The sequence below is a fragment of the Microbacterium sp. Z6_144 genome (genome assembly GCF_057197625.1).
This window is the reverse complement of record NZ_JBXVPT010000001.1, coordinates 2,310,831-2,331,619: the sequence shown is the minus strand read 5'-3', so window position 1 is coordinate 2,331,619 and position 20,789 is coordinate 2,310,831. Positions and strand designations below refer to the sequence as shown.

The window sequence follows — 20,789 nt, the reverse complement described above, 5'->3', positions numbered from 1 at the left end:
AGGTAAGGCAACCCTATGCTTCGGGTATAGTCGGTGGTGCCATGGCCGCTTCCCTCGAACACAATCCGACCGCCTGCCGCGCGTCGCGCCACACGCGCGTGCAGCACTTGGTGACCGCCGATGAGAACTCCCTCGCCGAGCTGGAAGCGCTGCTGAGCACCCTGCCGCTGTGCTCCACCGGGCGTGTATTCGTGGAAGTACCGGACGAGTCGTGGATCGGTAAGGTGTCCGCCCCCGCCCGGATGACGGTGACGTGGCTCGACCGGTCGCGCCGCAGCGGAGCACCGGGGACGAGCCGCGGATGCGCGGCAGGCGAGGCCGTCGCGCGCGCCGTGTCGGGCTGGGCCGGAGAGATGCTCGGCCACGAGGGCGACTCCACTCGCGTGATCCTCCTGGGCGGGTACCTCGGTACGGCCGAGATCGTGGACGACCTGGTCGAGCGCCGCGGCGTGGCGCCCGAGTCGATCCACACGCCCGAGCGTTTCGGCCTGGCCACCGCCCGCTGACCCGCGTCCTCGCGTCGCGCGTCGCCCGCGGAAATCGAGGAGATCGCGCGGATCGAGGAGCCCAGCACCTCCGAGCGCCCTCGATCGGCGAGATCTCCTCGTTTTGCTCGCTGTCCGGTGCGCCCTATGCCGCGTTGCGCGGGATGTAGTTGCCGTCGGCGAGGCCGGCCTCGATCTCGAAGCGGTTGCGCAGCGGGTTTCGGCCGGAGACCCAATAGAGCACGGGCATCAGGAGCCCGAAGCGGCGCCACTGCCGTGCGTGGACGGCTTCGTGGCGGAGGAGCGCCGGGGTGACGCGGCCGTTTCCGGTGAGGAAGCATCCGCCGACGGTCACTCCGCCCCGGCCGAAGGTCCAGCGCGGCATCCCGCGGAAGACCCACAGGCCGTCTCGTCGCTCGACGCGCCCCCTGCTCCACAGCGACCCCCACACCCAGCCGACCGCGGTGCCGTACAGATAACCGAGGTAGCTGATGGGGGAGTCCAGGAGCAGCCGCGGCAGCAGCCGCTCGATGCGGCGGCTGCGAGCCACGGCGCGTTCGGCGCCGTCCCGCCAGTCCGCCGGTGGGGGAGGGATGGGGCTCACGCGACCGCTCCGATGAGACGGAGGATCGCGCCGAGGTCGTCCACCGCGGCCGCGGGGCTCGCCGGCGCGAATCCGGCGATCGTCGCACCGGCGAGCGGGATCTCGGTGCGCAGGCGCTGCAGGGAGGCGACGAGGTCGCTGACGGAGACACCGAACGGGATTGCCCATGCCGACCCGGTGAATTCCGACGGGTCCAGAACGTCCAGGTCGAGGTGCACGTACACGCGCGATGCGCCCGTCGCCGCCACCGCGGCGGCCAGGGCGCCGGGGTCGGCGAGGTCGTTCTCGGTGAGGTGGCGGATCCCGCTCGCCGCGAGGAACGCGTCTTCCGCGGCATCCCGCTCGCGTGCCCCGACCAGGACCACCCGTTCCGCGGCCACTGCCGCGGCCTCCAGCGCATCGGGGACGCCGCCCACGAGGGCGCGCAGCGCCATGCCGGCGAGGGAGCCCGAGGGGGAGCTCACGGGGTCGTTGAGGTCGGCGTGAGCATCGATCCACACGACGGCGAGATCGTCGGCGGCGTAGTGGGCGGCAGCAGCGACGCTGACGCTGCAGTCGCCGCCGATCACGACCGCCCGCTCGGATGACATCGACAGAGCGTCGTCCAGGAGCGCGGCGGTGCGGCGGACCGCGCTCAGGCGCGAGACGCCCGTGCCCTGGGAGTCACCCGCCTCCAGGGGCACGTCCAGCACGACGGTCCCTGCACGGGGCAGGTCGCCCGCGATCGCCTCTGCTCCATCGCGCAACAGCATCGCGCGCGTCGACGGACTGCCTTGCCACTGGGGCACCACCACGAACCGGGTCACGCGTTCATCCTGCCATCCGTGCACCGCACCGAGCTCCGGCGGGGGGACGACGATGGGACGCCGCGAAGCGGCGTCCCATCGAAGGAAAGCGGGTCAGACGGCGTCCGGGCTGGGTGCCGTGATGGCCTGCTGCGGCTGCGCGGAGCCGCCGGCCTTCAGGGCCGACAGGCGCGCCTCGACCTCGGTGAGCTCACCGAGGTCTTCCAGGCTGTTGAACTGCGCGTCGATGCTGGATGCGGCGAGCTCCTCCTTGCCGGCGGCCAGCGCCTCTTCGCGACGGATCTTGTCTTCGAACCGACCGAGCTCGCTGGTGGGATCGAGCACGTCGATCGACTTGACGGCGTCGTGCACCTTGATCTGCGCCTGCGCGACCTTGGCGCGGGCGAGCAGTTCGCTGCGCTTGGACCTGAGCTGGTCGAGCTTGCCCTTCATGCCGTTGAGGCCGTCCTTGAGCTTGTCGACGACCTCGGTCTGGGAGGCGATCGTCGGCTCGGCCGACTTCGCCTCGCCCTCGGCGGAGATCTGGCGCTGTAGCGCGATCTTCGCCAGGTTGTCGAACTTGTCGGCCTCGCCCGCGTCGCCGGCCGTGCGCAGTTCGTCCGCCTTGCGGCTGGCTGCCAGGGCCTTGTTGCCCCACTCGGCGGCCGCCTGGACGTCCTCCTGGTGGTCGCGCTCGAGAAGGCGCAGGTTGCCGATCGTTTCGGCGATGGCCGACTCGGCGTCGGCGATCGAGTTGGTGTAGTCGCGCACTAGCTGGTCGAGCATCTTCTGCGGGTCCTCGGCCTGATCGAGGAGTGAGTTGATGTTCGCCCGCATGAGGGTTGAGATGCGACCGAAGATGGACTGCTTGGCCATCGCGGATTTCCTTTCCTGTCGACGTCGTATCAAGTGTGTCGGCGTTTCCTGTGGGATGCGTGGGATGAGGGACGAAATTCGGGGGTCAGAAGCGGCCACCTCCCCGGCGTGAGCGCGAACCCCCGCCGAAGCCGCCGCCGCCACTGCGCGATCGGCCGCCGCCGAATCCGCCACCGAAGCCGCCGCCGCGCGACGAGCCGCCGCCGAAGCCGCCGCGGACCCCGCCCCCGCCGAGGAGGGAGTTGATCACGATGCCGCCGAGGATGGCGCCCATCATGCCGTCGCCGCCCGACGAGCCGCCGCCGCCGTAACCACCGAACGCTCCGACGTCGTTCTGCGCGGCGTTGGCCGCTGACCCGGCCAGCTGTGTCGCGCGTTGCGCGGCCGCCAGGGCCGACGCGGGATCTGCCGCCCGCACCTGCTCGGCGTGGGAGAGGGAGGCGTTGGCCTCGGCCAGCCGCGTGCGGGCCTCGGCGCCCACGGCGCCGCGGCGAGCCGCGATGAAGTCCTCCGCGGCGGAGACCTGCGCGCGCGCCTGGAGCAGGGCCTGGTCCACCTGCTGCGCCGCCCGGCGCTGACGCTCCGCCGCATCCCGCCCCTCGGCGATCACCTCGTCGAGGGCGGCGCCCGCGGCATCGAGTCCGGAGAGGGCCTCCAGAGGTCGACGGCCGGCGGAGGAGAGCGCCTGGCGTCCGCGGGTCAGCTGCTCGCGGGCCGCCGCCACGGCCGCCGCGATCCGCCCGTCCGGGTCGGGGAGGGCCGACGCGGCCGTGATGTCGTTCTCCACTTCGCGCAGAAGTCCGGCGGCGCGGGTGCCTGCAGCGGCCAGGTCGGCGCCCACCCGTTCGACGGCATCCTCCAGCAGCTTCGCCTGCGCCACCGCTTCCTGCGCGGCACGGATCCCCACCGCGGCCTCGCCTGCGCGCCCGGCCGCGAGGTCGGACTGCGCCTCGGCGAGCTGCGCGTCGGCGAAGGCGATGCGCTCGCGCGCCTGGGCGGGATTGTCGGCGACGGTCGCGAGTGCGTCGTCGGCGTATTCGGCGTGCAGCGCGGTCAGTCGCGCCTCGGCAGCGGCGACGGCAGAGGCGACGGCGGCGCGCTCCTGCTGCGTGCGGGCGAGCTCTTGGGGGGCGTTGCGTTCGAGGTCGCGCAGCGCGTCGAACGCATCGGCCTTGGCGTCGAGGGCCTCGTTCGCCGCCGTCGTGAGCGTCAGGATCTCCCCGCGCCACGCCCGGATCTGCTCCTCGGTGTCGGCGGTGGAATCGTCGAGCAACTGCTGCAGCGAGAAAGCGCGGTCAAGGTCGGTCTTGGCCTGCGTGAGCACGGCGCGGAATTCGGCCACCGCGTCATCACCGAACTGCGCGCGGGCGAAACCGAGCTCCTGCTCACTGGTCTTGATCGCGTCGTCGGCGGCCACGAGAGCGGAGCCGGAGCGCCGTTCCAGTTCCTCCAGGCTCAGTTGCTCGACGGGGGCGGGTGCGGATGCGGCGCGCCGGCGCCTGCGCACCGCCAGCCAGATGAGCGCGCCCGCGAACACCGCGATCAGAAGAAGAACCAGCCCGATGAGCGACCAGTTCACCCCGCCGCCCGCGCTGTCGGTGCCGCCGGTGCCTCCGCCGACCGCATCGGTGAGCCCGTCGGCTGCGGCCTCGACCGCGCCGAGCCACTCCTCGTCGGAGAGCTGCGGCTGGATCCGCTGCTGCTCGATGGCGCCCAGCTGGTCGAACGAGACGGGCCCCTCGGAGAATCCGGAGAGGTAGAACGCCCGCCCGTCGACGGCGACGGCCAGGAGGTATTGGTTCGGCCCGAGGTTGTTGAGGTCCGCGGTGGTGTTCGCCCAGTCCTCGGCGCTCGCCGGATCGGTGAACTCGTCGACGAAGACCGCCCACAGGTCGAGGTCCGTCTCATCCGAGAGTCGTTCGAGCCGGTCCTCCGCCTGGTCCAGCTCGTTCGCGCTGAGGACGCCGGCCTCGTCGAGCACGGATCCGCTGCCCAGGCTCACGGGGTCGGTGGCGGATGCGGCCGGCGCGGCGGCCAGCCCGAGCGCCACGGCGAGCGTCGAGATGAGCACTAAAGACCAGCGGGCGCGCATCGTCCTCCTCGGGCGGGGTGGAAGCCCAGTCGAGTCTATGCAGGGTGACGAATATGCCGATAGCGGTTGCGCTCGGGCCCGGCGTGGTCCTCGGGCTCGCGGATCGAGCCGGGTTAGGGTCGTGGCTTCGAGGAGGCACGCACATGGACGATCGCTACGGCACTGACGTGCTGGCCAAGGGATGGCGCGATGTGGGGCGCCGCGCGGTTCCGCAGGTGCCGGCCGAGCGAGACCTCGTGGTCGAGGTGTCCGGCGACGGCTTCTGCGGTGCGGTCACGAAGGTCGCGTCGGGGACCGTCGAACTCGAAGACCGCCGCGGCCGGCGACGCCTGTTCCCGCTCGGGCCCGGGTTCCTGGTCGAGGGGGCCCCGGTCGTGCTCATCCCGCCCGCCCCGGCCGGTCCGGCCGGCCCCAAGCGCACCGCATCCGGGTCGTTCGCGGTGGAGGACGCCCGTGCCCGGGTCGCGCGGCCCAGCCGCATCCTCGTGGAGGGGCGACACGACGCCGAGCTGGTGGAGAAGGTGTGGGGCGATGATCTCCGCGTCGAGGGCGTCGTGGTGGAGTACCTGCAGGGGATCGATCTGCTCGCCGACGCGCTGGAGGCGGAACCACCGAGCGCCGACCGCCGCTACGGAGTGCTGGTCGATCACCTTGTTCCCGGGTCGAAGGAGACCCGCATCGCCGAGACGATCGCCCGCGGGAAGCACGGCGCGCACGTGCGGATCGTCGGGCACCCCTTCGTCGACGTGTGGCAGTGCGTGCGGCCCGCCGCCGTCGGCATACCGCGATGGCCGGAGGTGCCCCGCCCGATCGAGTGGAAGGTGGGGGTGTGCCGCGCCCTCGGCTGGCCCGCGCGCGACCAGGCCGACCTGGCCCGCGCGTGGCAGCGCATCCTCGGCAGTGTCTCGTCCTACCGCGACCTGGAGCCGGCACTGCTGGGCCGGGTCGAAGAGCTCATCGACTTCGTGACGGCCTAGCGGTGGCAGGGCGTGCATCCGGCCGCTCGGCGGTCTCCCGGCCGGGGAATGAGGGGCAGCAAGACGATGCGGCATCCGCCGGCTCGCTCGGTAGCCTGAACGGTATGCCCGACACCTCCGCCGCGCCCGGCGCCTTCCGCGAGCGGCCGGTGTCGTTCGTACGCCGCAGCGGCCGCATGTCGGAGGCGCAGGAGCGCGCATGGACCGAGCTGTCGCCGATCTACCTCCTGGAGGCGCCGCGGGATGCTGCCGCCACGAGCGTGCGCGCAGGATCCGAGATCGACCCGGCAGCGGTGTGGGGGCGGAAGGCGCCCCTGATCGTCGAGATCGGCTCGGGCCAGGGGCACGCCATCGTGCACGCGGCATCCGAGCGCCCCGACAGCGACTTCCTCGCCGTCGAGGTGTTCAAGGCGGGCCTTGCCCGCACGATGCTCGACGCCGGTCGCGCGGGCGTGCGCAACCTCCGCCTGGTCGAGGCGAACGCCCCCGAGGTGCTCGCACACCTGCTGCCTGCCGCATCCGCTGACGAGGTGTGGGTGTTCTTCCCCGACCCGTGGCACAAGAACAAGCACACCAAGCGACGCCTCGTCGATGCCGACTTCGCCCCCGTGGCGGCCTCCGCGCTGAAGGACGGCGGGATGCTGCGGCTCGCGACCGACTGGGAGGACTACGCGCGGCAGATGCGTTCCGTGCTCGACGAGTCGCCGCTGTTCGAGAGAGCGTTCGAGGGCGACTGGGCCGGGCGCTTCGACGGCCGAGTGCTCACGGCGTTCGAGCGCAAAGGCGCTCGCGCCGGACGCGACATCCGTGACCTGACCTACCGGCGGTCCGGCGCATGAGCGCGCGCAAGGCGCACGTCGCCCCGCCCCGCGCGGCCTCGTCGGCATGGGGGCTCATTCCGGCGCTCCTGGCGTGCCTGGCCGCCCCGGCCTTCTTCGTGTTGCTCGCCCCGTGGCTCGGGTTTCTGCTTCTGGCCGCCGCGCTCCTCGGCGCGTGGCTCGTCGACCGCCGCTCGTCGGTGCCGATCCTGCCGGCCCGGCCGAGCCGGGGGGCAGGCGGCGGGGACCGGGAGAACGCGATGCGGATGCACGCAGCATCCCCGCCCCCCAGCCTGCTGCGCGACCTCTCGCTCATCGCCATCGGGATGCTGATCGTCAGTGCCATTCCCCTGAAGGCCGAGCTCGACAACGCCGCGTTCGTGCGGTTCGGGCTGGCGCTCGGGGGAGCGGTGGTGGTGCCCTACGTCATCAGCCGGTACCTCTACAAAGACCACGCCATCCGTTTCCCGTGGCGCGGCGGCGGGCGCTGGGAGTGGTGGCAGTGGGTGTGGCTCGTCGCGGTCATCGCCCTCGGCTGGCTCATCCTGCCGTTCTATTTCATCACCAGCGGGGTGTACCAGAACTGGCCCACCGTCGACACTCCGGAGATGATCGCGCGGCTGTTCGTCGGCGTGGGCGCCGTGGGCATCTGGGACGAGCTGTTCTTCATCTGCACCGTTTTCGTGCTGCTGCTGCGGCACTTCCCGGTGTGGCAGGCGAACCTGCTGCAGGCGGTGGTGTTCGTCTCGTTCCTATGGGAGCTCGGCTACCAGGCGTGGGGGCCCGTCCTCACCGTCCCGTTCGCGCTCGTGCAGGGATTCCTCTTCCTCCGCACCCAGTCGCTCTGGTACATCGTCGTGGTGCACCTGCTCTTCGACGCGGTCGTATTCGGCGTGCTCGTGCACGCCCACAATCCAGGCCTCGTGTCTCTCTTCCTCGTTCCCGCGCCCTGAGCGCCACCCCGGTCGCGAGAAACGACGTTCCGGACGAGAAACGACGCGGGGCGTTATGTCTCGTCCCGGATGTGGTTTCTCGCGCGAACTTAGACTGGCCAAGGAGCTGCTCATGTCGTGGATCGTTCTCGTCGTCTCCGGTGTGCTCGAGGCGGTCTGGGCCACCGCACTCGGAAAATCCGAGGGCTTCAGCAGGCTGTGGCCGACCGTGGTCTTCGGAGCCGCGCTCGTGGCGAGCATGGGCGGTCTCGCCTGGGCGCTGCGTGAGATCCCCACCGGCACCGGCTACGCCGTCTGGGTAGGGATCGGTGCGAGCCTGACGGTCGTGTACGGGATGGCCACGGGCAGCGAACCGGTGTCGCTCGTCAAGGTGCTCCTCGTCCTGGGGCTCGTCGGCTGCATCGTCGGGCTCAAGCTCGTCAGCGACTGACCCGCGGCGGCACGCGTCACCATCACGCCACCGGCGGTTCACCCGATGGGAACATCGCGCTGGCAGGATGCGCGGACCCCCGCGAAAGGTTCCGTGTGAGCACACCGCAGCGCGGCCGAACCGACATCCTCCGTTCGCCGCTCCGCCCCCCGCTGCGTTCGCGGACTGCGCGGTCGCTGCGTCTGTTCGCGGCCGACCTGCTGCGCGCCCCGCGCGACGTCGAGCCGATCGAGCGTGGCGCTTTCGCCCGCATCGTCGCCCTGTGGGTGACCGCGCGAGCGGTGAACCTGTCGATCCTCTTCGGCTTCTACGCGATCGCCCGCGCGGCTCGCTGGGGATTCGGCCCCGATGACGCGCACGTCCGGACGTTTCTCGACTTCCTCAACGGCTGGGATGCCGATCGCTACGGCACGATTGCGACCCAGGGGTACCCCGACCGCCTGCCGGTGAACGAGTTCGGCGACATCATGCCGAACAACTGGGCGTTCCTGCCCGTCTTCCCCTACCTCACGCGGTACCTGCACGACGCCACGGGATTCTCCTGGCAGGTCATCGCCGTGGCGATCAGCCTCGCCGCCGGCCTCGGCGCCACGTGGATGCTGTTCGTCCTCCTCCGCCGGGTCACGAACCCCCGGGCGGCCTGGTGGGGCGTGACCTTCTTCTCCTTCGCCCCGCTGTCCTTCGTCTACGTCCTGGGCTACAGCGAGGGGCTGGCTCTCTTCCTCACCTTCGCCGCGCTCGTCCTGGCGCTGGACCGCCGATATCTGCCCATCGCGCCGATCGGAGTCATCGCCGCCTTCACGCGGCCGGGGGCGCTGGCGCTCGCTGCGGCACTGGGCATCCTGTTCCTGGTGCGGATGCTGCGTCACCGTGCCGACCCGTTCACCCCGGCCCAGGCGGCCGGCCTGTTCGTCGCGGGGATGTCGACGGCGGCGGGGGGTCTGGGCTGGACGGTGATCGCCGAGCGCGCCACCGGGGTGGACAGCGCGTACATCCGCACAGAGCTCGGGTGGTGGCTCGGGTCGGTGGGAAACGGTCCGTTCGTCCCCTTCACCCCGTGGTTCCGTCAGGCGGGCACGCACCTCGGCGTGATCGGGATCGTGCTGGTCGTCGCGCTCATGGTCGGGTTCGCGCTGGTGCTGTGGTCGCGACCGGTTCGCCGCCTCGGGGTCGTGGTGGTCGCGTACGCCTTCAGCTACGGGCTCTACCTGTTCGCGGTGTTCCTGCCGCAGAGCAGCACGTTCCGCCTCATGGTGCCGTTGTCGCCGTTGCTCGGCGACAACCGCCTCGCCGCCACGCCCCGTCGCCGGGTGGGCATCCTCGCCGGGTGCCTCGCGCTGCAGGTCGTCGCGGTGTGGCTCCTGTGGGCCATCAACCACCCGTGAAGCCGTGCCCGCGCGGCGTGGGCGCGGAGCGGTGACCGCCGAACTCCCACGCTGCCGCGCCGGTGCCGGGGGAGGCGCGGCACGCTGGCGGGAGAGGCCCTGCGCCGGTGATAACCTCGATCAGTACGCCTCCGTAGCTCAGTGGATAGAGCGCCGGTTTCCGGTACCGTAGGTCGCAGGTTCGACTCCTGTCGGGGGCACTCCACGATGAGTTCGGCGACCCCATGTCAGGGCGTGTCCTCGCCGTTCCACCGTCGTCGCGCGGTCACCCGGTAGGGACGACGCGGGAGCCGCGTCAGCCGGCCGGGCTGTCTTCCGTGTCGGTCTGCGGACCGCCGATGACCCCGATCCCCACGGCCTCGTGATCGGGCTTCGACTCCGCTTCCTGGTTCGTTCCGCCCTTGGGTTCTTCGCCGGGCTCGTTCTCCGTGCTCGGCTGCTCCAGTTCGCTGTCCGCCAGCGTCTCTTCGTTGCCGTCCTGCTCGTCCCTGGCCGTGTCGCTCATTGGTCGCTTCCTCTCTTCACCCAGAAGGCTCTCATCCGCGCATCCCGGCGACAACGCCCTTGACGAGCCGGCCGGGCGTGGACGCCGCTTCTCCTTGTTGTCCGTATTGGTGCGCGGTCGCGCCCCGGGGTGGGCGAGAGCCACCCCGGGGCGACATCGGCCGCTCGCACCCTTCGGTGTTCGCGACGCGTCAGGCCGCGTCGTGCATGGTGAAGCTAGATGCTGGCGGCGCCTCCTGAGTCAGGGTCGACGACCGCGTCGGCCGCTGCCTCCTCCGCTGCGGCGCCCTCCTCGGGCGACTCCGACCCCGTCTCGGCGGCGGTGTCGTCATCGGCAACGGAGTTGTCCTGCTGGCCGCCGGAGTCCTCGGGGCGGTCGGTGGGGGTGGAGTCGGTCATGGGTGCTCCTTTCGGTTGGGCCTAGCCAACCGCATCCAGCCTCCCGGGGAGGGGGGCTTGCGGATCTCGCGCCGCGATCGGTGGATGACCGGATCGGCGAAGAATCGCCCCGTGTGACACACCGGTCGCCGCTCGTCAACCCGCCCGACGTACGGGTCGGGTCGACGTAAACCGGAGGGAGGCCGTCCCCACCGGCACCCGAGAGGACCCCCATGTCGGACACACAGCACGCCCGCCCGCACCCGGAAAGCGACTCCAAGCCGGATTCGCCAAACGATCTCACCAAGCGATCGTGGAAGTACGTCTTCGTCAAGGCCGTTCGGGAGTTCTCCTCGGATCAGTGTCTTGACATCGCCGCCGCACTGACCTACTTCGGGGTGCTGGCGCTCTTCCCGGGGCTCATCGCCGTCTTCTCCCTCCTCGGCGTGGTCGGGCAGGGCGACCAGACCGCCACAGCGGTTCTGGACATCATCGACCAGGTGGCGCCGGGCGGGACGGCGGAGACCTTGCGCGGCCCGATCGAGCAGGTCGCATCCGCGCCGGGGGCCGGCTTCGCTCTCATCAGCGGAATCGTGCTGGCCCTCTGGTCGGCATCCGGCTACGTCGGCGCGTTCAGCCGGGCGATGAACCGCATCTACGAGATCGAGGAGGGGCGCCCCTTCTGGAAGCTCAAGCCGGTTCAGCTGCTTCTGACGGTGATCGTCGTCATCCTCGTCACCATCGCGGCGCTCATCCTCGTCGTCTCCGGACCGATCGCCGAAGCCATCGGCAACGCGATCGGGCTGGGTGAGGTCGCCGTGACCGTGTGGCAGATCGCCCGGTGGCCGGTGCTGCTGGTCATCGTGGTCCTGACCCTCGCGATCCTCTACTACGGTGCTCCCAACGCGAAGCAGCCGAAGTTCCGGTGGATCAGCGTCGGGGCCATCATCGCGCTCGTGGTCCTCGCCATCGCCACGGCCGGTTTCGTGCTCTACGTCGCGAACTTCTCCAACTACGACCGCACCTACGGCTCGCTGGCCGGTGTCATCGTTTTCCTGCTGTGGCTGTGGATCGCGAACCTTGCCATCCTCTTCGGCGCGGAGTTCGACGCGGAGCTCGAGCGCGGACGCCAGTTGCAGTCGGGTATCGCAGCCGAGCGCGACATCCAGCTGCCCCCGCGGGATACGCGCAAGAGCGACAAAGCCGCCGCGAAGGAGCAGAAGGACATCGAAGAAGGCCGCCGTATCCGGGTGCAGCACGGCGAGGACCACGACGCCTAGCGCAGGATGCCCGGTTGGCGAGCCTATCCTCGGCAAGCCTGCCGCGGGTAGCGTAAGAGGCCGGGGGATACGCCCCCGGCCGTCAGAGAGAGGAGACCTCATGGGACTCGATGACAAGATCAAGAACGCCGCCCAGGACGCCGCCGGTCACGCCAAGGAAGCCGCCGGTAAGGGTACCGACGATGAGAACTTGGAGCGTGAGGGCAAGGCCGACCAGACGAAGGCCAACCTGAAGAAGGCGGGCGAGAACGTCAAGGACGCGTTCAAGTAAGCAGAAGTCAGGAACGCCCCGACCGCCACGCGGTCGGGGCGTTCCTCTTTTCGTCTCAGCACGGGCCGGCGAGGGGCAACGAAGTCACCGGGGACCCTACCCGCGGACTCCCCGCACGCGTAGGGTGCAGAGGCCATGGCCCACGACGCTCATGTCCGTACTCTTGCGGACCACGCCTACGCCCAGGCTCCCCGGACAGTGCTGGAGGAGCTGGGTTCGTCCCGCGCGGGCCTGTCGACGTCAGAGGCGACGGCACGGCTGGCGGAGGGGGGACCGAACCGGCTGCCCGAGCAGCGACGCCGCCCGGCGCTGGTGCGACTGCTCGGCCATTTCCACAACATCCTCATCTACATCCTCCTCGCCTCGGCGGTCATCAAGGTGGTCTACCGGGACTGGCTGGACTTCGGCGTCATCCTCGCCGTCGCCGTCGTCACGGCACTGATCGGGTTCCTCCAGGAGGGGCAGGCGGAGCGGGCGCTCGCCGGTATCCGCGACATGCTCTCCCTGTCGGCGCGCGTTCGCCGTGATGGCCGCTGGGCAGAGATCCCCGCGGAGGACGTGGTGCCCGGGGACATCGTCCGCGTCCGGGCGGGAGACAAGGTGCCCGCCGACATGCGCCTGGTGTCCGCGTCGCAGGTGGAGATCGACGAGTCAGCCCTCACGGGCGAGTCGGTGCCCGTTGCCAAATCGACCGAGGCGACGATCCCCGATGCGGGGATCGGTGATCGTGTCGGAATGGCGTACTCGGGAACGCTCGTGACGCGTGGCAGCGCGGACGGCGTCGTCACCGCGACGGGCGGTGACACGGAGATCGGACACATCCAGAGCCTGATCGCCGAGGCGCAGCCCCTCACGACGCCGCTGACCCGACAGCTCGCGGCGCTCAGCACGCAGATCGCAGTCCTCATCCTCGTCACTGCGGCGGTCATGACGGTCGTCGGGTTGGTTCTGCATGACCAGTCGCCGGAGTCGCTGCTGGATTCGGCGATCACCTTCGCGGTGGCCGCGGTTCCGGAGGGCTTGCCGGCCATCGTGACCATCACCCTCGCGCTCGGCGTGCAGCAGATGGCGAAGCGGCAGGCAATCACGCGGAAGCTCACCGCCGTCGAGACGCTCGGGGCCGTGACGACCATCTGCTCGGATAAGACGGGCACGCTCACGCTCAACGAGATGACGGTGCGAGCTGTCGTCACACCGGCCGACACCTACGCCGTCGCGGGCGAGGGTTATCGTCCGGAGGGCGAGGTGCGCGGTTCGGACGGCAACGTGGTGACGCTGACGGATGCGCCTGACCTCGGCGAGCTCGTATCGGCCATGGCGCGGTGCAACGACGCAGCGGTGCGGCGCGACGGCGATGCGTGGACCGTGGTGGGCGCGCCGACCGAGGGCAGTCTGGTGGTGCTCGCCCGGAAGCTGGGCTATGACCCGGCGGGCCGTACCCGGCTCGACGAGCTGCCCTTCGACTCGGCGCTCAAGTTCATGGCTGTGCTCGATCGCGACGCCGACGGGGTGGTGCACATGATCGCCAAGGGCGCTCCCGACCGTCTGCTCGAGCGCTGCCGCGATGAGCTCGCCCCGGACGGAACGGTGCGGCCGCTGGACGCCGGCCGATGGCACGCCGTGATCGCAGAGCTGGGCGGCAGAGGTCTGCGTACCCTGGCCGCGGCCTCGGCTCCGGCGTCCCCCTCGCACGTGCTCGGCCCCGCTACGGTCCGCGATCTCACCTTCCTCGGACTGGTCGGCATCGCCGACCCGCCACGCCCCGAGGCGATCCGCGCGATCCGCGAGTGCCGGGATGCCGGCATCCGCGTCACCATGATCACCGGCGACCACGCCGTGACCGCCGCGGCGATCGGCGGAGACCTCGGTATCGCGCTCCGTGCTGCGCCCTTCGTGGTGACCGGCGCGGAGGTGGACGCCATGAGCGATGCCGAACTGGCCCACATCGCCCCGGACGTCGACGTGTTCGCGCGCACCAGCCCCGAGCACAAGATCAGGGTTGTGCGGGCGCTGCAATCCCGCGACCAGGTCGTCGCGATGACAGGCGATGGCGTGAATGATGCGCCCGCCCTCGCCCGCGCCGACATCGGGATCGCCATGGGCGTCACTGGCACCGAGGCGACCAAGGATGCCGCCGATATCGTCCTGGCCGACGACAACTTCGCCACCATCGAGCGTGCGGTGTCGGAAGGCCGCCGCATCTTCGACAACATCCAGAAGTCGCTGATGTTCATCCTGCCGACGACCTTCGGGCAGGCGCTGGTCGTCCTCACCGCGGTGCTGGTCGGGTATGTCCCGCCACTGCAACCGACGCAGGTGTTGTGGGTCAACCTCGTCACGGCGGTCACGTTGTCGATCGCTCTCGCGTACGAGCCGGCTGAGCGGGGCATCATGCAGCGTCCACCCCGGGATGCCCAGGGGCCGGTGATCGATCGCATTCTGTTGCCTCGCGTGGGGTGGGCGGCCCTGCTGATCGCCGCAGCATCCACGGGGGTGTTCTTCTACGAGATGAACACTGGTGCGCCCTTCGCGGTGGCCCAGACCAGCGCGGTCACGCTGCTCGTCTTCGCCCAGGTCGCGTACCTCTTCAATTCGAGGTTCCTGCGCAGCAGCGGCTTCACGTGGCGTGTCTTGAGCGGGAATCCCGTGGTGTGGTACTCGATCGGTGTGCTGGTGGTCCTTCAGCTGCTTCTGATCTACGCGCCGTTCATGCAGGCCTGGTTCCACACGGCACCGCTCGGCCCGGAGGAGTGGCTCCGCGTGGGAGCACTGTCGGCGGCCATTTTCGTCGCGGTCGAGGTGGAGAAGGCGTTCGCCATCGCAGCGGAGCGCCGACCGCGGCGGCAGGCTCCCGGGGGCGGTTCAGTCTCGGTTAGGACTGCTAAGCCGGAATAACGTGGCAGAGTACGGCTATGAACTCCTTCGGTGAATTCGTTGAGGTATGGCCGGCGCACCGATCGGAGACCCTGCCGCGCGACGCGTACGAGGACCCCGCAGACGGTTCGGGCAGCGTCCCCATCGATGCCGCGATTCCTCCGACCATCGCGGCCCTGGACTACTCTCCGTCGCTGCGCACCGTCGGAACCTGCGAGGCTGCGCTCATCGCGGTCGCGCAGGCAGACACCGGAGCTGCAGGCGCGCCGGCGGCCGTGCGGCGGTTCATGATCCGATGCGAGTCGATCGCCTCTTCCCGCATCGACGGCATCGGCGTGAGCCCCGCTGAGTACGCGAAGGCGGAGGCGGGGCTCGGCGACCACGAGAACGCGAGGCGGGCGGTTCGAGCCGGCGAGGCGCTGGACGCCCTGCTCGGGAGCATCGACGCGCACGGGGTTTTCACCGTCGACGGCATCCGGTCTGCCCATGCGGTGCTTCTCGCAGGCGCTGAGGAGGGCGTCGCCGGCCAGGTGCGCGACACGCAGACCTGGATCGGCTCTGCCGGGGCTCCGCGAGACGCGGCGTACATGCCACCGACTCCGGCTCGGGTACCGGCGCTGCTGGCGGATCTGGTGGCGTATCTCAACCGCGACGACGTCCCGGTGATCGTGCAGGCTGCCATCGGGCACGCGCAGTTCCTCTCCATCCGCCCGTTCGTGCGCGGCAACGGCCGCATCGGTCGTGCACTCCTCGGTGCCTCCTTACGGCGGCGGGGGGTGAGCAGCCATGCGCTCGTGCCGGTGACCTGCGGCCTGCTTGCGCGGCCGGAGGAGTACCTCGAGTCGCTCGTGGCGTACCGGGACGGCGACCCCTCGCCGATCATCGTCCTGGTCGCGAACTGCGCGCGCGTCGCCGCGACCGAATCGCGTGTGGGTGCCGTCCGCGTGAAGGAGCTCCCCGAGGCGTGGGGCGCCGCGGCGAAGCCGAGGCGGGGGTCTGCCGCTGCCGCGCTCATCCCCGCGTTCGCGGAGCACCCGGCAATGGGAGCGGCGGAGGTCGAACGGTTCTCCGGAGCAGGGCGCGCGCAGGCCTACCAGGCGGTGGAGCGGCTCGAGGCGGCCGGCGTGATCCGCGAGGTCACCGCGCGCAAGCGCGGCCGAGTGTGGGTGGCAACCGACGTGCTGACCGAGCTGGACGACCTCGACCGGCGTATTCAGGAGCGCATGCGCGCCGGCCGGTGACAGGAGGCCGTCTGGGCAACAGAGGCGTGAGGGCTCAATCCGGCTGGTAGGAATGAACGAAGTCCCGGAGGACATCCTCGTCGGGGAGGTCGACCCATAACCGGATGCTGTCCGTGTCCGCGCCGACCCCGTTCACCAGGGCAGCACCCCCGATGCGGTCCAGCAACGGCGCCATCCGCTCGGCTCGCACGGTCGAGACATAGCCGATTCCACGACCCTCCGCATACACCGCGATGGCGGCGGAGTGGCGTCGATTGCCGGGCTCCCGCCGCAGGACGTACAGCCGATCGCCGGCGAGGCCCCGCTCCGGATCGTGAACGCGGTACTGGGTGCCCTTGACCCGCACTCGGGTCGACTGAAGTGCGCGCAGGTCGGGAAGCGTCCCGTGGTCGAGCGCAGGCATCGACAGCAGGTGTCGGACGCGTTCCCACCACACAGGCATGTATCGACGGTATCGGCCGGCACCTGTGAGACCACCCGGCCTGCCCGTCCCCAGGCACCGCGCGGCGTGTCAGCGGACGACTGCGGTGGCCGTGGAGAGGGTCAGGAGCACATCGTGGCTGGTCGACCCGAGCAGGAAGCGCGCGACGGCTCCCCGCCCGCGAGACCCCACGACTGCCAGGCGGGCGTCGGCGGCCACGCGATTGATGAGTGTCGCGGGATCGCTGGCTTCGACGATTCGTCGCACCTCGAGGTCGGGGTAGTCCTGGGCAAGACCGGCGAGGGAGAGCCCCATCGCCTCCTCTGTCAGCCGTCGCGCGTTCTCGCGGTAGTCGTCGGGGTAGGTGATCACGCCGAGCGTCGCGGTGATGGGCGTCCACGCGCTGACGGCGATCAGCGGCTCGCCCAGCCGATCCGCCTCGGTGGCGGCGAATCGGATCGCGGCCTCCGACAGTTCGGAGCCGTCGACTCCGACGACCACGCCGGTGCGGCCGGCAAGGTCGAACTGGGGTACCACGACGACCGGGCACGATGAACCGGCGGCGACCCGCACGCCATGGGGGCCACGAGTGATCCCTGATCGGGGGCCGCGGAAGTCGCTGCCGATCACGAGGAGGTCGGCAGTCTCGGACGCGGTCAGGAGTTCTTCCACCGGCTTGCCACGCGTGACGCGCACTTCCACGGCGCCGAGCCGTTCGGCTTCACGCTCCAGTTGCGCCCGGGTCGTCTCGACGGCGTGTTCCAGGACGTCACCCTCGCCGACCACGCCGAGCGCGCCGCCGACGACCGACATCAGCACGAGCCGATCGCCGCGATCGGACGCGCGCTGGGCAGCCCACTCCGCCGCCGCGCGCGCCGCTGGGGACTCGGTCATCCCGACCAGGATCGTTCCGTTCATGGGTATGCCTCCGCGGCCAGCGTATCGGTGTGACATCCACACCCGGTACAGCGCCGGGACGGTGCTCAACCGCTCCGTCGCGCGTCACCGAGTCCCGTGTCACCGCGGGGACGCCGCGGAGGGCCTGCGTCGCGTCAGGCTGGCGATGACCAGCAGCGAGCCGACCACCAGGCCGCCGGCGCCGGCCCAGAGGAGAGGCGCGGGAGTGTCCGCCCCCGTGGCCGGGAGCACCCCGGGCACCTCTGCGCGGCGCGTCACCGTGTTGGTGATCGTCGCCGTTGCCCCCGTCTCGGTGATGAAGGCCTCCTGAGGCGCGTCGGTCGTCACATCCACCATGGACGTCGCACCGGTCGCGGGCTCAGCGATGACGCAGGTCGCGCCGACGGCGATGCCCGGGAAGGTGAAGACCTGGGTCGTGGACGCGCCCTGGGGGAGGTCCGCTACCCGTGCCACGCCGTCACCGCAATCGACGGTCAGCTGACTTGCCCCTTGTTGCCCCACTCCGGCGCCCGTGAAGGCCTTGTTGACGGTCAGACTGGCCGCCGCGAAGAACTCCGCAGGCGCTTGGGCGGTGGCCTCCAAAGTGGCCGTCTCGGCAAGGACGAGTTTTTGCAACTCATCGACGCCCGGTGCCAGACCGTCATAGAGGTACACCCGCCCGCGCTGGACGGGCACGACCGCTCGAGCGCTCAGCAGCGTCTGGTCTACCGCGTCGATTCCGCTGCCCACCCACACCTGGGCCCCCGAGGTGGTCGGGTAGGGGTTGGGGAGAGGAGCGGTGGCCGCCGCGTCACCGTACATCGTGTACCCGTCGGGTACTGAGAGGGTCACGCTGGGGGCGTCCGTTGCCACGGTGAACGGGCCGGCCGCCGACCCCACCGGCGCGGCGGCAGCGGGCGGGGTGATGGACACCGCCGGGGGAGGCGGCTCGGTCACAGGGCCGTTGAGCTGCGCGGCCGCGATGATTTCTGCCGTCGCTGCCCGCATCGGCAAGCCTGCGTTCAGGATGAAGCCGTCCGTGAAGTACCAGATGGCCGATTGCACGGCGGCGGCCTGTTCGCCTTCGGACAGACCCGCCGGTTCGCCGGGGACCGCGGGGTAGAAGTTGTTCAGAATGTAGGCGACGTACCCGAGGTTCTGGACGTTCGATTCGTCCCACGTTCCGTTCTCGTAACCGCCGCCGATCAGGGTCCCGACGCGGACGTCGATGCAGTACATCTCCGCGGTCAGTGCCGGATCAGTCACGCTCGCGGTGTTGATCAGCCCGGTGAGGCCGCCGCCCTGGGTGTATTCCGCGGGGGGTGCAGCGGGGTAGGGCGCCGTCGGATCCTGCGGCGTCGGAGTGGCCGGATACCCTCCCGTCAACCTCGCTCCGGTTCCGACGCCGGTCACCTCGATATCGGTGTTCGGTCCGTCCGGCGATTCGATGATGGGAGACTCCTCGGTGAGCCTCGCCTGGGCAGACCCACCGACCGGGAGGAAGACGAAGGCGAGAGCGGCCATCCCGGCCATCGCGGCCATCGCGGCCGTCGCCCAGAGGACGGACGCGGGCAGACGTCCGCCGGGGTTCCGGGATCGAAGACGGGGGCGCGAGTAGGTCACGGGGAGGCCTTTCGTCGGTGTGGGGGGACCAGCGCGGCTACGACCAAGGCGGTCGCCCCGGGTCGGCGGAGGAGCGTCAGACGCGCAGCTATCAGGAGGGCGCCCCCCAGCAGCCCCGCGAGGCCGCCCCACAAGAGCGGGAACGGAGTTTCCGTGCCCGTCGCCGGGAGAACCCCGGGCACATCCCCACGCCGGGTCACGGTATTGGTGATCGTCGCCGTCGCGCCCGTGTCGGTGATCACGACCTGCTGAGGCGCGTCGCTGGTCACATCCACCGCGGTGGTCGCACCCGTCGTCGGTTCGGTGATGACGCACGTGGCCCCCACCCGAATACCCGGGAACGGGAACGACTGAGTCGTGGACGCGCCGGCTGGGATGGTCGTCGAACGCGGAACCCCGTCGCCGCAGTCGACGACCAGCTCCATCGCTCCCTGCTGGCCGACGGCGTCACCGGCGAAGGCCTTGGTGATCGTGAGGCCGGCCACGGCGAAGAACTCGGCGGTCGCCTGCGCCGTCGCCGTCGTCTCCAGCTGGGCCGTCTCGGCGAGGATGAGAGGCTGGGACTCCGGGAGGCCCGGGGCCAGGCCGTCGTAGAGGTAGACCCGGCCACGCGGCACGGCGACCGATGCGGTCGCGGTCAGGACCGTCGTATCGGCCGCGCCGGATTCGCTGCCGACCCACACCTGTGCGCCCGAGGTGGTGGTGTACGGGTTGGGGAGAGGGGTGCCCCCGACCGCACTGCCGTACATGGCGTATCCGGCGGGGACAGCGAGGGTCACCGCCGCGGCGTCGGCGGTGACGGTGAACGGTCCGGCAAGGGAGCCCACCCCCACGGAGCTCGAGGCCGGAGTGATGGCGAGCGGGAGCTCAGGCTCCGGGGCCGGGGAGTTCCCCTGCGCGTCGGCGATGATCTCGGCCGTGGCGGCACGGACGCTGTCGGCAGGGTCGAGCACGAAGCCGTCGGTGAAGTACCAGATCGCCGCCTGTACCGCGGCGGCGCGCTGGTTCGGCGTGCCCAGCGTGGCCGGGGCGCCGGGGACGGCCGGGTAGTAGTTGTTCAGGATGTAGGCCACCTGCCCGAGGTTCGCTACCTCCGACTCGCTCCAGGAGCCGGACTCGTACCCGACACCGACGTACGCGGGGGTGCGAGCGCTGATGCAGAACACCTGCCCCCTTTGGGTCAGATCGGAGACGCGGGCCACGTTGAGCACGCCGGCGAACCCGCTCCGCACGGTATACCCCGCGGGGGGTGCGGCAGGGTAGTCCGCTTGCGGATCCGGCACGACGGCGGTGGCCGGATATCCGCCGCTGATCCTCTGGCCCGCGCCGGTGGACGCCAACTCGATCGCGGTGTCCGGCCCGTCCGGCGACTCGATGACCGGCGCACCGTCCTCGATCCACGCGTTGGCCGCTCCGCCAACGGGGACGATCAGCATAGCCAGGGAGACGACGACCGCCATGAGGCCGAATCGGGCGGTCGGTCGTCGACGCAGGGGCGGGCGGCGGTGGGTCGCAGGCGCAGCGGTCAAGGGGGGGCCTTTCCGGGGGGAGGGGAAGGGTGAGCGCGGGCGCCCGGGTTTTCGGGTCCGGCTCAGCCGGTCGGGAGCCGCCCGCGCGGCCGCGGCCAAGACCACGTCGAGACCGACCGGCGCTGCCGCCCGCCGGTGACGGCGTCGTTCCTAGCGAGTCCAGGGGGCATTGTCATGGGATTCTCAGTGAAGCCGCTTTCCGTGCCTCGCAGTAGGGCCCAAGGTCCCGCAGTCGGCGCCGTCGGCCGACCCGACGTGGCCCGGCAGTGGGGTCCACAGTCCCCTGGGCGAGCCGCCATCCGACCCTGGCCGATGCACAGATCGGCGGCGGCGGAAGCCCTTTACGGAACCGCGAAATCGTGCTTA

At 70.6% G+C, this 20,789-nt stretch carries 20 protein-coding genes and 1 tRNA gene; 11 read left to right on the top strand and 10 right to left on the bottom strand.

What is annotated here, in order from left to right:
• Positions 1–41: 41 nt before the first annotated feature.
• Entirely contained in the window at positions 42–506 is a 465-nt protein-coding gene (locus AC2DGY_RS11385) for an SIP domain-containing protein (protein ID WP_484509799.1), read from the top strand.
• Positions 507–630: 124 nt separating this feature from the next.
• Here AC2DGY_RS11385 and AC2DGY_RS11380 read toward each other — a convergent pair whose 3' ends face one another.
• From AC2DGY_RS11380 to AC2DGY_RS11365, 4 genes are all read right to left on the bottom strand, one after another.
• Positions 631–1,089, bottom strand: a complete 459-nt coding sequence (locus tag AC2DGY_RS11380; RefSeq protein ID WP_484509798.1) for a Fe-S oxidoreductase — start codon at positions 1,087–1,089, stop codon at positions 631–633.
• Positions 1,086–1,895, bottom strand: a complete 810-nt coding sequence (locus AC2DGY_RS11375; RefSeq protein ID WP_484509797.1) for an arginase family protein — start codon at positions 1,893–1,895, stop codon at positions 1,086–1,088. Before AC2DGY_RS11375 ends, AC2DGY_RS11380 begins: the two co-directional genes overlap by 4 nt.
• Before the next feature lie 93 nt (positions 1,896–1,988).
• Positions 1,989–2,750 (bottom strand): PspA/IM30 family protein, encoded by a 762-nt coding sequence (locus AC2DGY_RS11370; RefSeq protein ID WP_484509796.1) that lies wholly within the window; start codon positions 2,748–2,750, stop codon positions 1,989–1,991.
• Between the two features lie 85 nt (positions 2,751–2,835).
• Positions 2,836–4,842: a TPM domain-containing protein gene (locus AC2DGY_RS11365; protein WP_484509795.1), complete on the bottom strand. Its 2,007-nt coding sequence runs from the start codon at positions 4,840–4,842 to the stop codon at positions 2,836–2,838.
• Between the two features lie 143 nt (positions 4,843–4,985).
• On the opposite strand from AC2DGY_RS11365, the gene AC2DGY_RS11360 reads away from it, so the two are divergent.
• The 6 genes from AC2DGY_RS11360 (at position 4,986) to AC2DGY_RS11335 (ending at position 9,605) form a co-directional block, all read left to right on the top strand.
• A complete protein-coding gene (locus tag AC2DGY_RS11360) occupies positions 4,986–5,819 on the top strand; it encodes a DUF3097 domain-containing protein (protein ID WP_484509794.1) in 834 nt (277 codons plus the stop codon).
• 104 nt (positions 5,820–5,923) lie between these two features.
• A complete protein-coding gene (trmB, locus tag AC2DGY_RS11355; protein ID WP_484509793.1) occupies positions 5,924–6,658 on the top strand; it encodes a tRNA (guanosine(46)-N7)-methyltransferase TrmB in 735 nt (244 codons plus the stop codon).
• Complete coding sequence (locus tag AC2DGY_RS11350) at positions 6,655–7,590, top strand: CPBP family intramembrane glutamic endopeptidase (protein ID WP_484509792.1); 936 nt, start codon at positions 6,655–6,657, stop codon at positions 7,588–7,590. The genes trmB and AC2DGY_RS11350 overlap by 4 nt, the downstream gene beginning before the upstream one ends.
• A gap of 112 nt (positions 7,591–7,702) precedes the next feature.
• Positions 7,703–8,020 (top strand): DMT family transporter, encoded by a 318-nt coding sequence (locus AC2DGY_RS11345; protein ID WP_484509791.1) that lies wholly within the window; start codon positions 7,703–7,705, stop codon positions 8,018–8,020.
• 95 nt (positions 8,021–8,115) lie between these two features.
• On the top strand, positions 8,116–9,405 hold the full coding sequence (locus tag AC2DGY_RS11340; protein ID WP_484509790.1) for a hypothetical protein: 1,290 nt from the start codon (positions 8,116–8,118) through the stop codon (positions 9,403–9,405).
• Positions 9,406–9,532: 127 nt separating this feature from the next.
• Positions 9,533–9,605: transfer RNA gene (locus AC2DGY_RS11335), tRNA-Arg, on the top strand.
• A 95-nt stretch (positions 9,606–9,700) separates the two neighbouring features.
• Here AC2DGY_RS11335 and AC2DGY_RS11330 read toward each other — a convergent pair.
• Complete coding sequence (locus tag AC2DGY_RS11330) at positions 9,701–9,910, bottom strand: hypothetical protein (protein WP_484509789.1); 210 nt, start codon at positions 9,908–9,910, stop codon at positions 9,701–9,703.
• A gap of 215 nt (positions 9,911–10,125) precedes the next feature.
• Positions 10,126–10,308 carry a hypothetical protein gene (locus tag AC2DGY_RS11325; RefSeq protein ID WP_484509788.1) on the bottom strand — a complete coding sequence of 61 codons (183 nt, stop codon included), beginning with the start codon at positions 10,306–10,308 and terminating at the stop codon, positions 10,126–10,128.
• Between the two features lie 212 nt (positions 10,309–10,520).
• On the opposite strand from AC2DGY_RS11325, the gene AC2DGY_RS11320 reads away from it, so the two are divergent.
• From AC2DGY_RS11320 to AC2DGY_RS11305, 4 genes are all read left to right on the top strand, one after another.
• Positions 10,521–11,567 (top strand): YihY/virulence factor BrkB family protein, encoded by a 1,047-nt coding sequence (locus tag AC2DGY_RS11320; RefSeq protein ID WP_484509787.1) that lies wholly within the window; start codon positions 10,521–10,523, stop codon positions 11,565–11,567.
• A 100-nt stretch (positions 11,568–11,667) separates the two neighbouring features.
• A complete protein-coding gene (locus AC2DGY_RS11315) occupies positions 11,668–11,838 on the top strand; it encodes a CsbD family protein (RefSeq protein ID WP_484509786.1) in 171 nt (56 codons plus the stop codon).
• 135 nt (positions 11,839–11,973) lie between these two features.
• A complete protein-coding gene (locus tag AC2DGY_RS11310; protein WP_484509785.1) occupies positions 11,974–14,733 on the top strand; it encodes a cation-translocating P-type ATPase in 2,760 nt (919 codons plus the stop codon).
• Between the two features lie 17 nt (positions 14,734–14,750).
• Positions 14,751–15,953, top strand: coding sequence for a Fic family protein (locus AC2DGY_RS11305; RefSeq protein WP_484509784.1), 1,203 nt, complete (start codon positions 14,751–14,753; stop codon positions 15,951–15,953).
• 34 nt (positions 15,954–15,987) lie between these two features.
• Here the strand turns inward: AC2DGY_RS11305 and AC2DGY_RS11300 are convergent, their stop codons facing one another.
• The 4 genes from AC2DGY_RS11300 to AC2DGY_RS11285 all read right to left on the bottom strand — a co-directional run bounded on the left by AC2DGY_RS11300 (position 15,988) and on the right by AC2DGY_RS11285 (position 20,423).
• Positions 15,988–16,395 carry an HIRAN domain-containing protein gene (locus AC2DGY_RS11300; protein ID WP_484509783.1) on the bottom strand — a complete coding sequence of 136 codons (408 nt, stop codon included), beginning with the start codon at positions 16,393–16,395 and terminating at the stop codon, positions 15,988–15,990.
• 69 nt (positions 16,396–16,464) lie between these two features.
• Positions 16,465–17,292, bottom strand: a complete 828-nt coding sequence (locus tag AC2DGY_RS11295; RefSeq protein WP_484509782.1) for a universal stress protein — start codon at positions 17,290–17,292, stop codon at positions 16,465–16,467.
• A gap of 99 nt (positions 17,293–17,391) precedes the next feature.
• Positions 17,392–18,894 (bottom strand): Cys-Gln thioester bond-forming surface protein, encoded by a 1,503-nt coding sequence (locus AC2DGY_RS11290; protein ID WP_484509781.1) that lies wholly within the window; start codon positions 18,892–18,894, stop codon positions 17,392–17,394.
• A complete protein-coding gene (locus AC2DGY_RS11285) occupies positions 18,891–20,423 on the bottom strand; it encodes a Cys-Gln thioester bond-forming surface protein (protein ID WP_484509780.1) in 1,533 nt (510 codons plus the stop codon). The genes AC2DGY_RS11290 and AC2DGY_RS11285 overlap by 4 nt, the downstream gene beginning before the upstream one ends.
• Positions 20,424–20,789: the final 366 nt, after the last annotated feature.

Coding starts and splice junctions, on each gene's coding strand:
- AC2DGY_RS11320 (WP_484509787.1), top strand. CDS start 10,521: ATGTCGGACACACAGCACGCCCGCCCGCACCCGGAAAGCGACTCCAAG.
- AC2DGY_RS11350 (WP_484509792.1), top strand. CDS start 6,655: ATGAGCGCGCGCAAGGCGCACGTCGCCCCGCCCCGCGCGGCCTCGTCG.
- AC2DGY_RS11370 (WP_484509796.1), bottom strand. CDS start 2,750: ATGGCCAAGCAGTCCATCTTCGGTCGCATCTCAACCCTCATGCGGGCG.
- AC2DGY_RS11325 (WP_484509788.1), bottom strand. CDS start 10,308: ATGACCGACTCCACCCCCACCGACCGCCCCGAGGACTCCGGCGGCCAG.
- AC2DGY_RS11385 (WP_484509799.1), top strand. CDS start 42: ATGGCCGCTTCCCTCGAACACAATCCGACCGCCTGCCGCGCGTCGCGC.
- AC2DGY_RS11305 (WP_484509784.1), top strand. CDS start 14,751: ATGAACTCCTTCGGTGAATTCGTTGAGGTATGGCCGGCGCACCGATCG.
- AC2DGY_RS11365 (WP_484509795.1), bottom strand. CDS start 4,842: ATGCGCGCCCGCTGGTCTTTAGTGCTCATCTCGACGCTCGCCGTGGCG.
- AC2DGY_RS11360 (WP_484509794.1), top strand. CDS start 4,986: ATGGACGATCGCTACGGCACTGACGTGCTGGCCAAGGGATGGCGCGAT.
- trmB (WP_484509793.1), top strand. CDS start 5,924: ATGCCCGACACCTCCGCCGCGCCCGGCGCCTTCCGCGAGCGGCCGGTG.
- AC2DGY_RS11300 (WP_484509783.1), bottom strand. CDS start 16,395: ATGCCTGTGTGGTGGGAACGCGTCCGACACCTGCTGTCGATGCCTGCG.
- AC2DGY_RS11345 (WP_484509791.1), top strand. CDS start 7,703: ATGTCGTGGATCGTTCTCGTCGTCTCCGGTGTGCTCGAGGCGGTCTGG.
- AC2DGY_RS11315 (WP_484509786.1), top strand. CDS start 11,668: ATGGGACTCGATGACAAGATCAAGAACGCCGCCCAGGACGCCGCCGGT.
- AC2DGY_RS11295 (WP_484509782.1), bottom strand. CDS start 17,292: ATGAACGGAACGATCCTGGTCGGGATGACCGAGTCCCCAGCGGCGCGC.
- AC2DGY_RS11330 (WP_484509789.1), bottom strand. CDS start 9,910: ATGAGCGACACGGCCAGGGACGAGCAGGACGGCAACGAAGAGACGCTG.
- AC2DGY_RS11310 (WP_484509785.1), top strand. CDS start 11,974: ATGGCCCACGACGCTCATGTCCGTACTCTTGCGGACCACGCCTACGCC.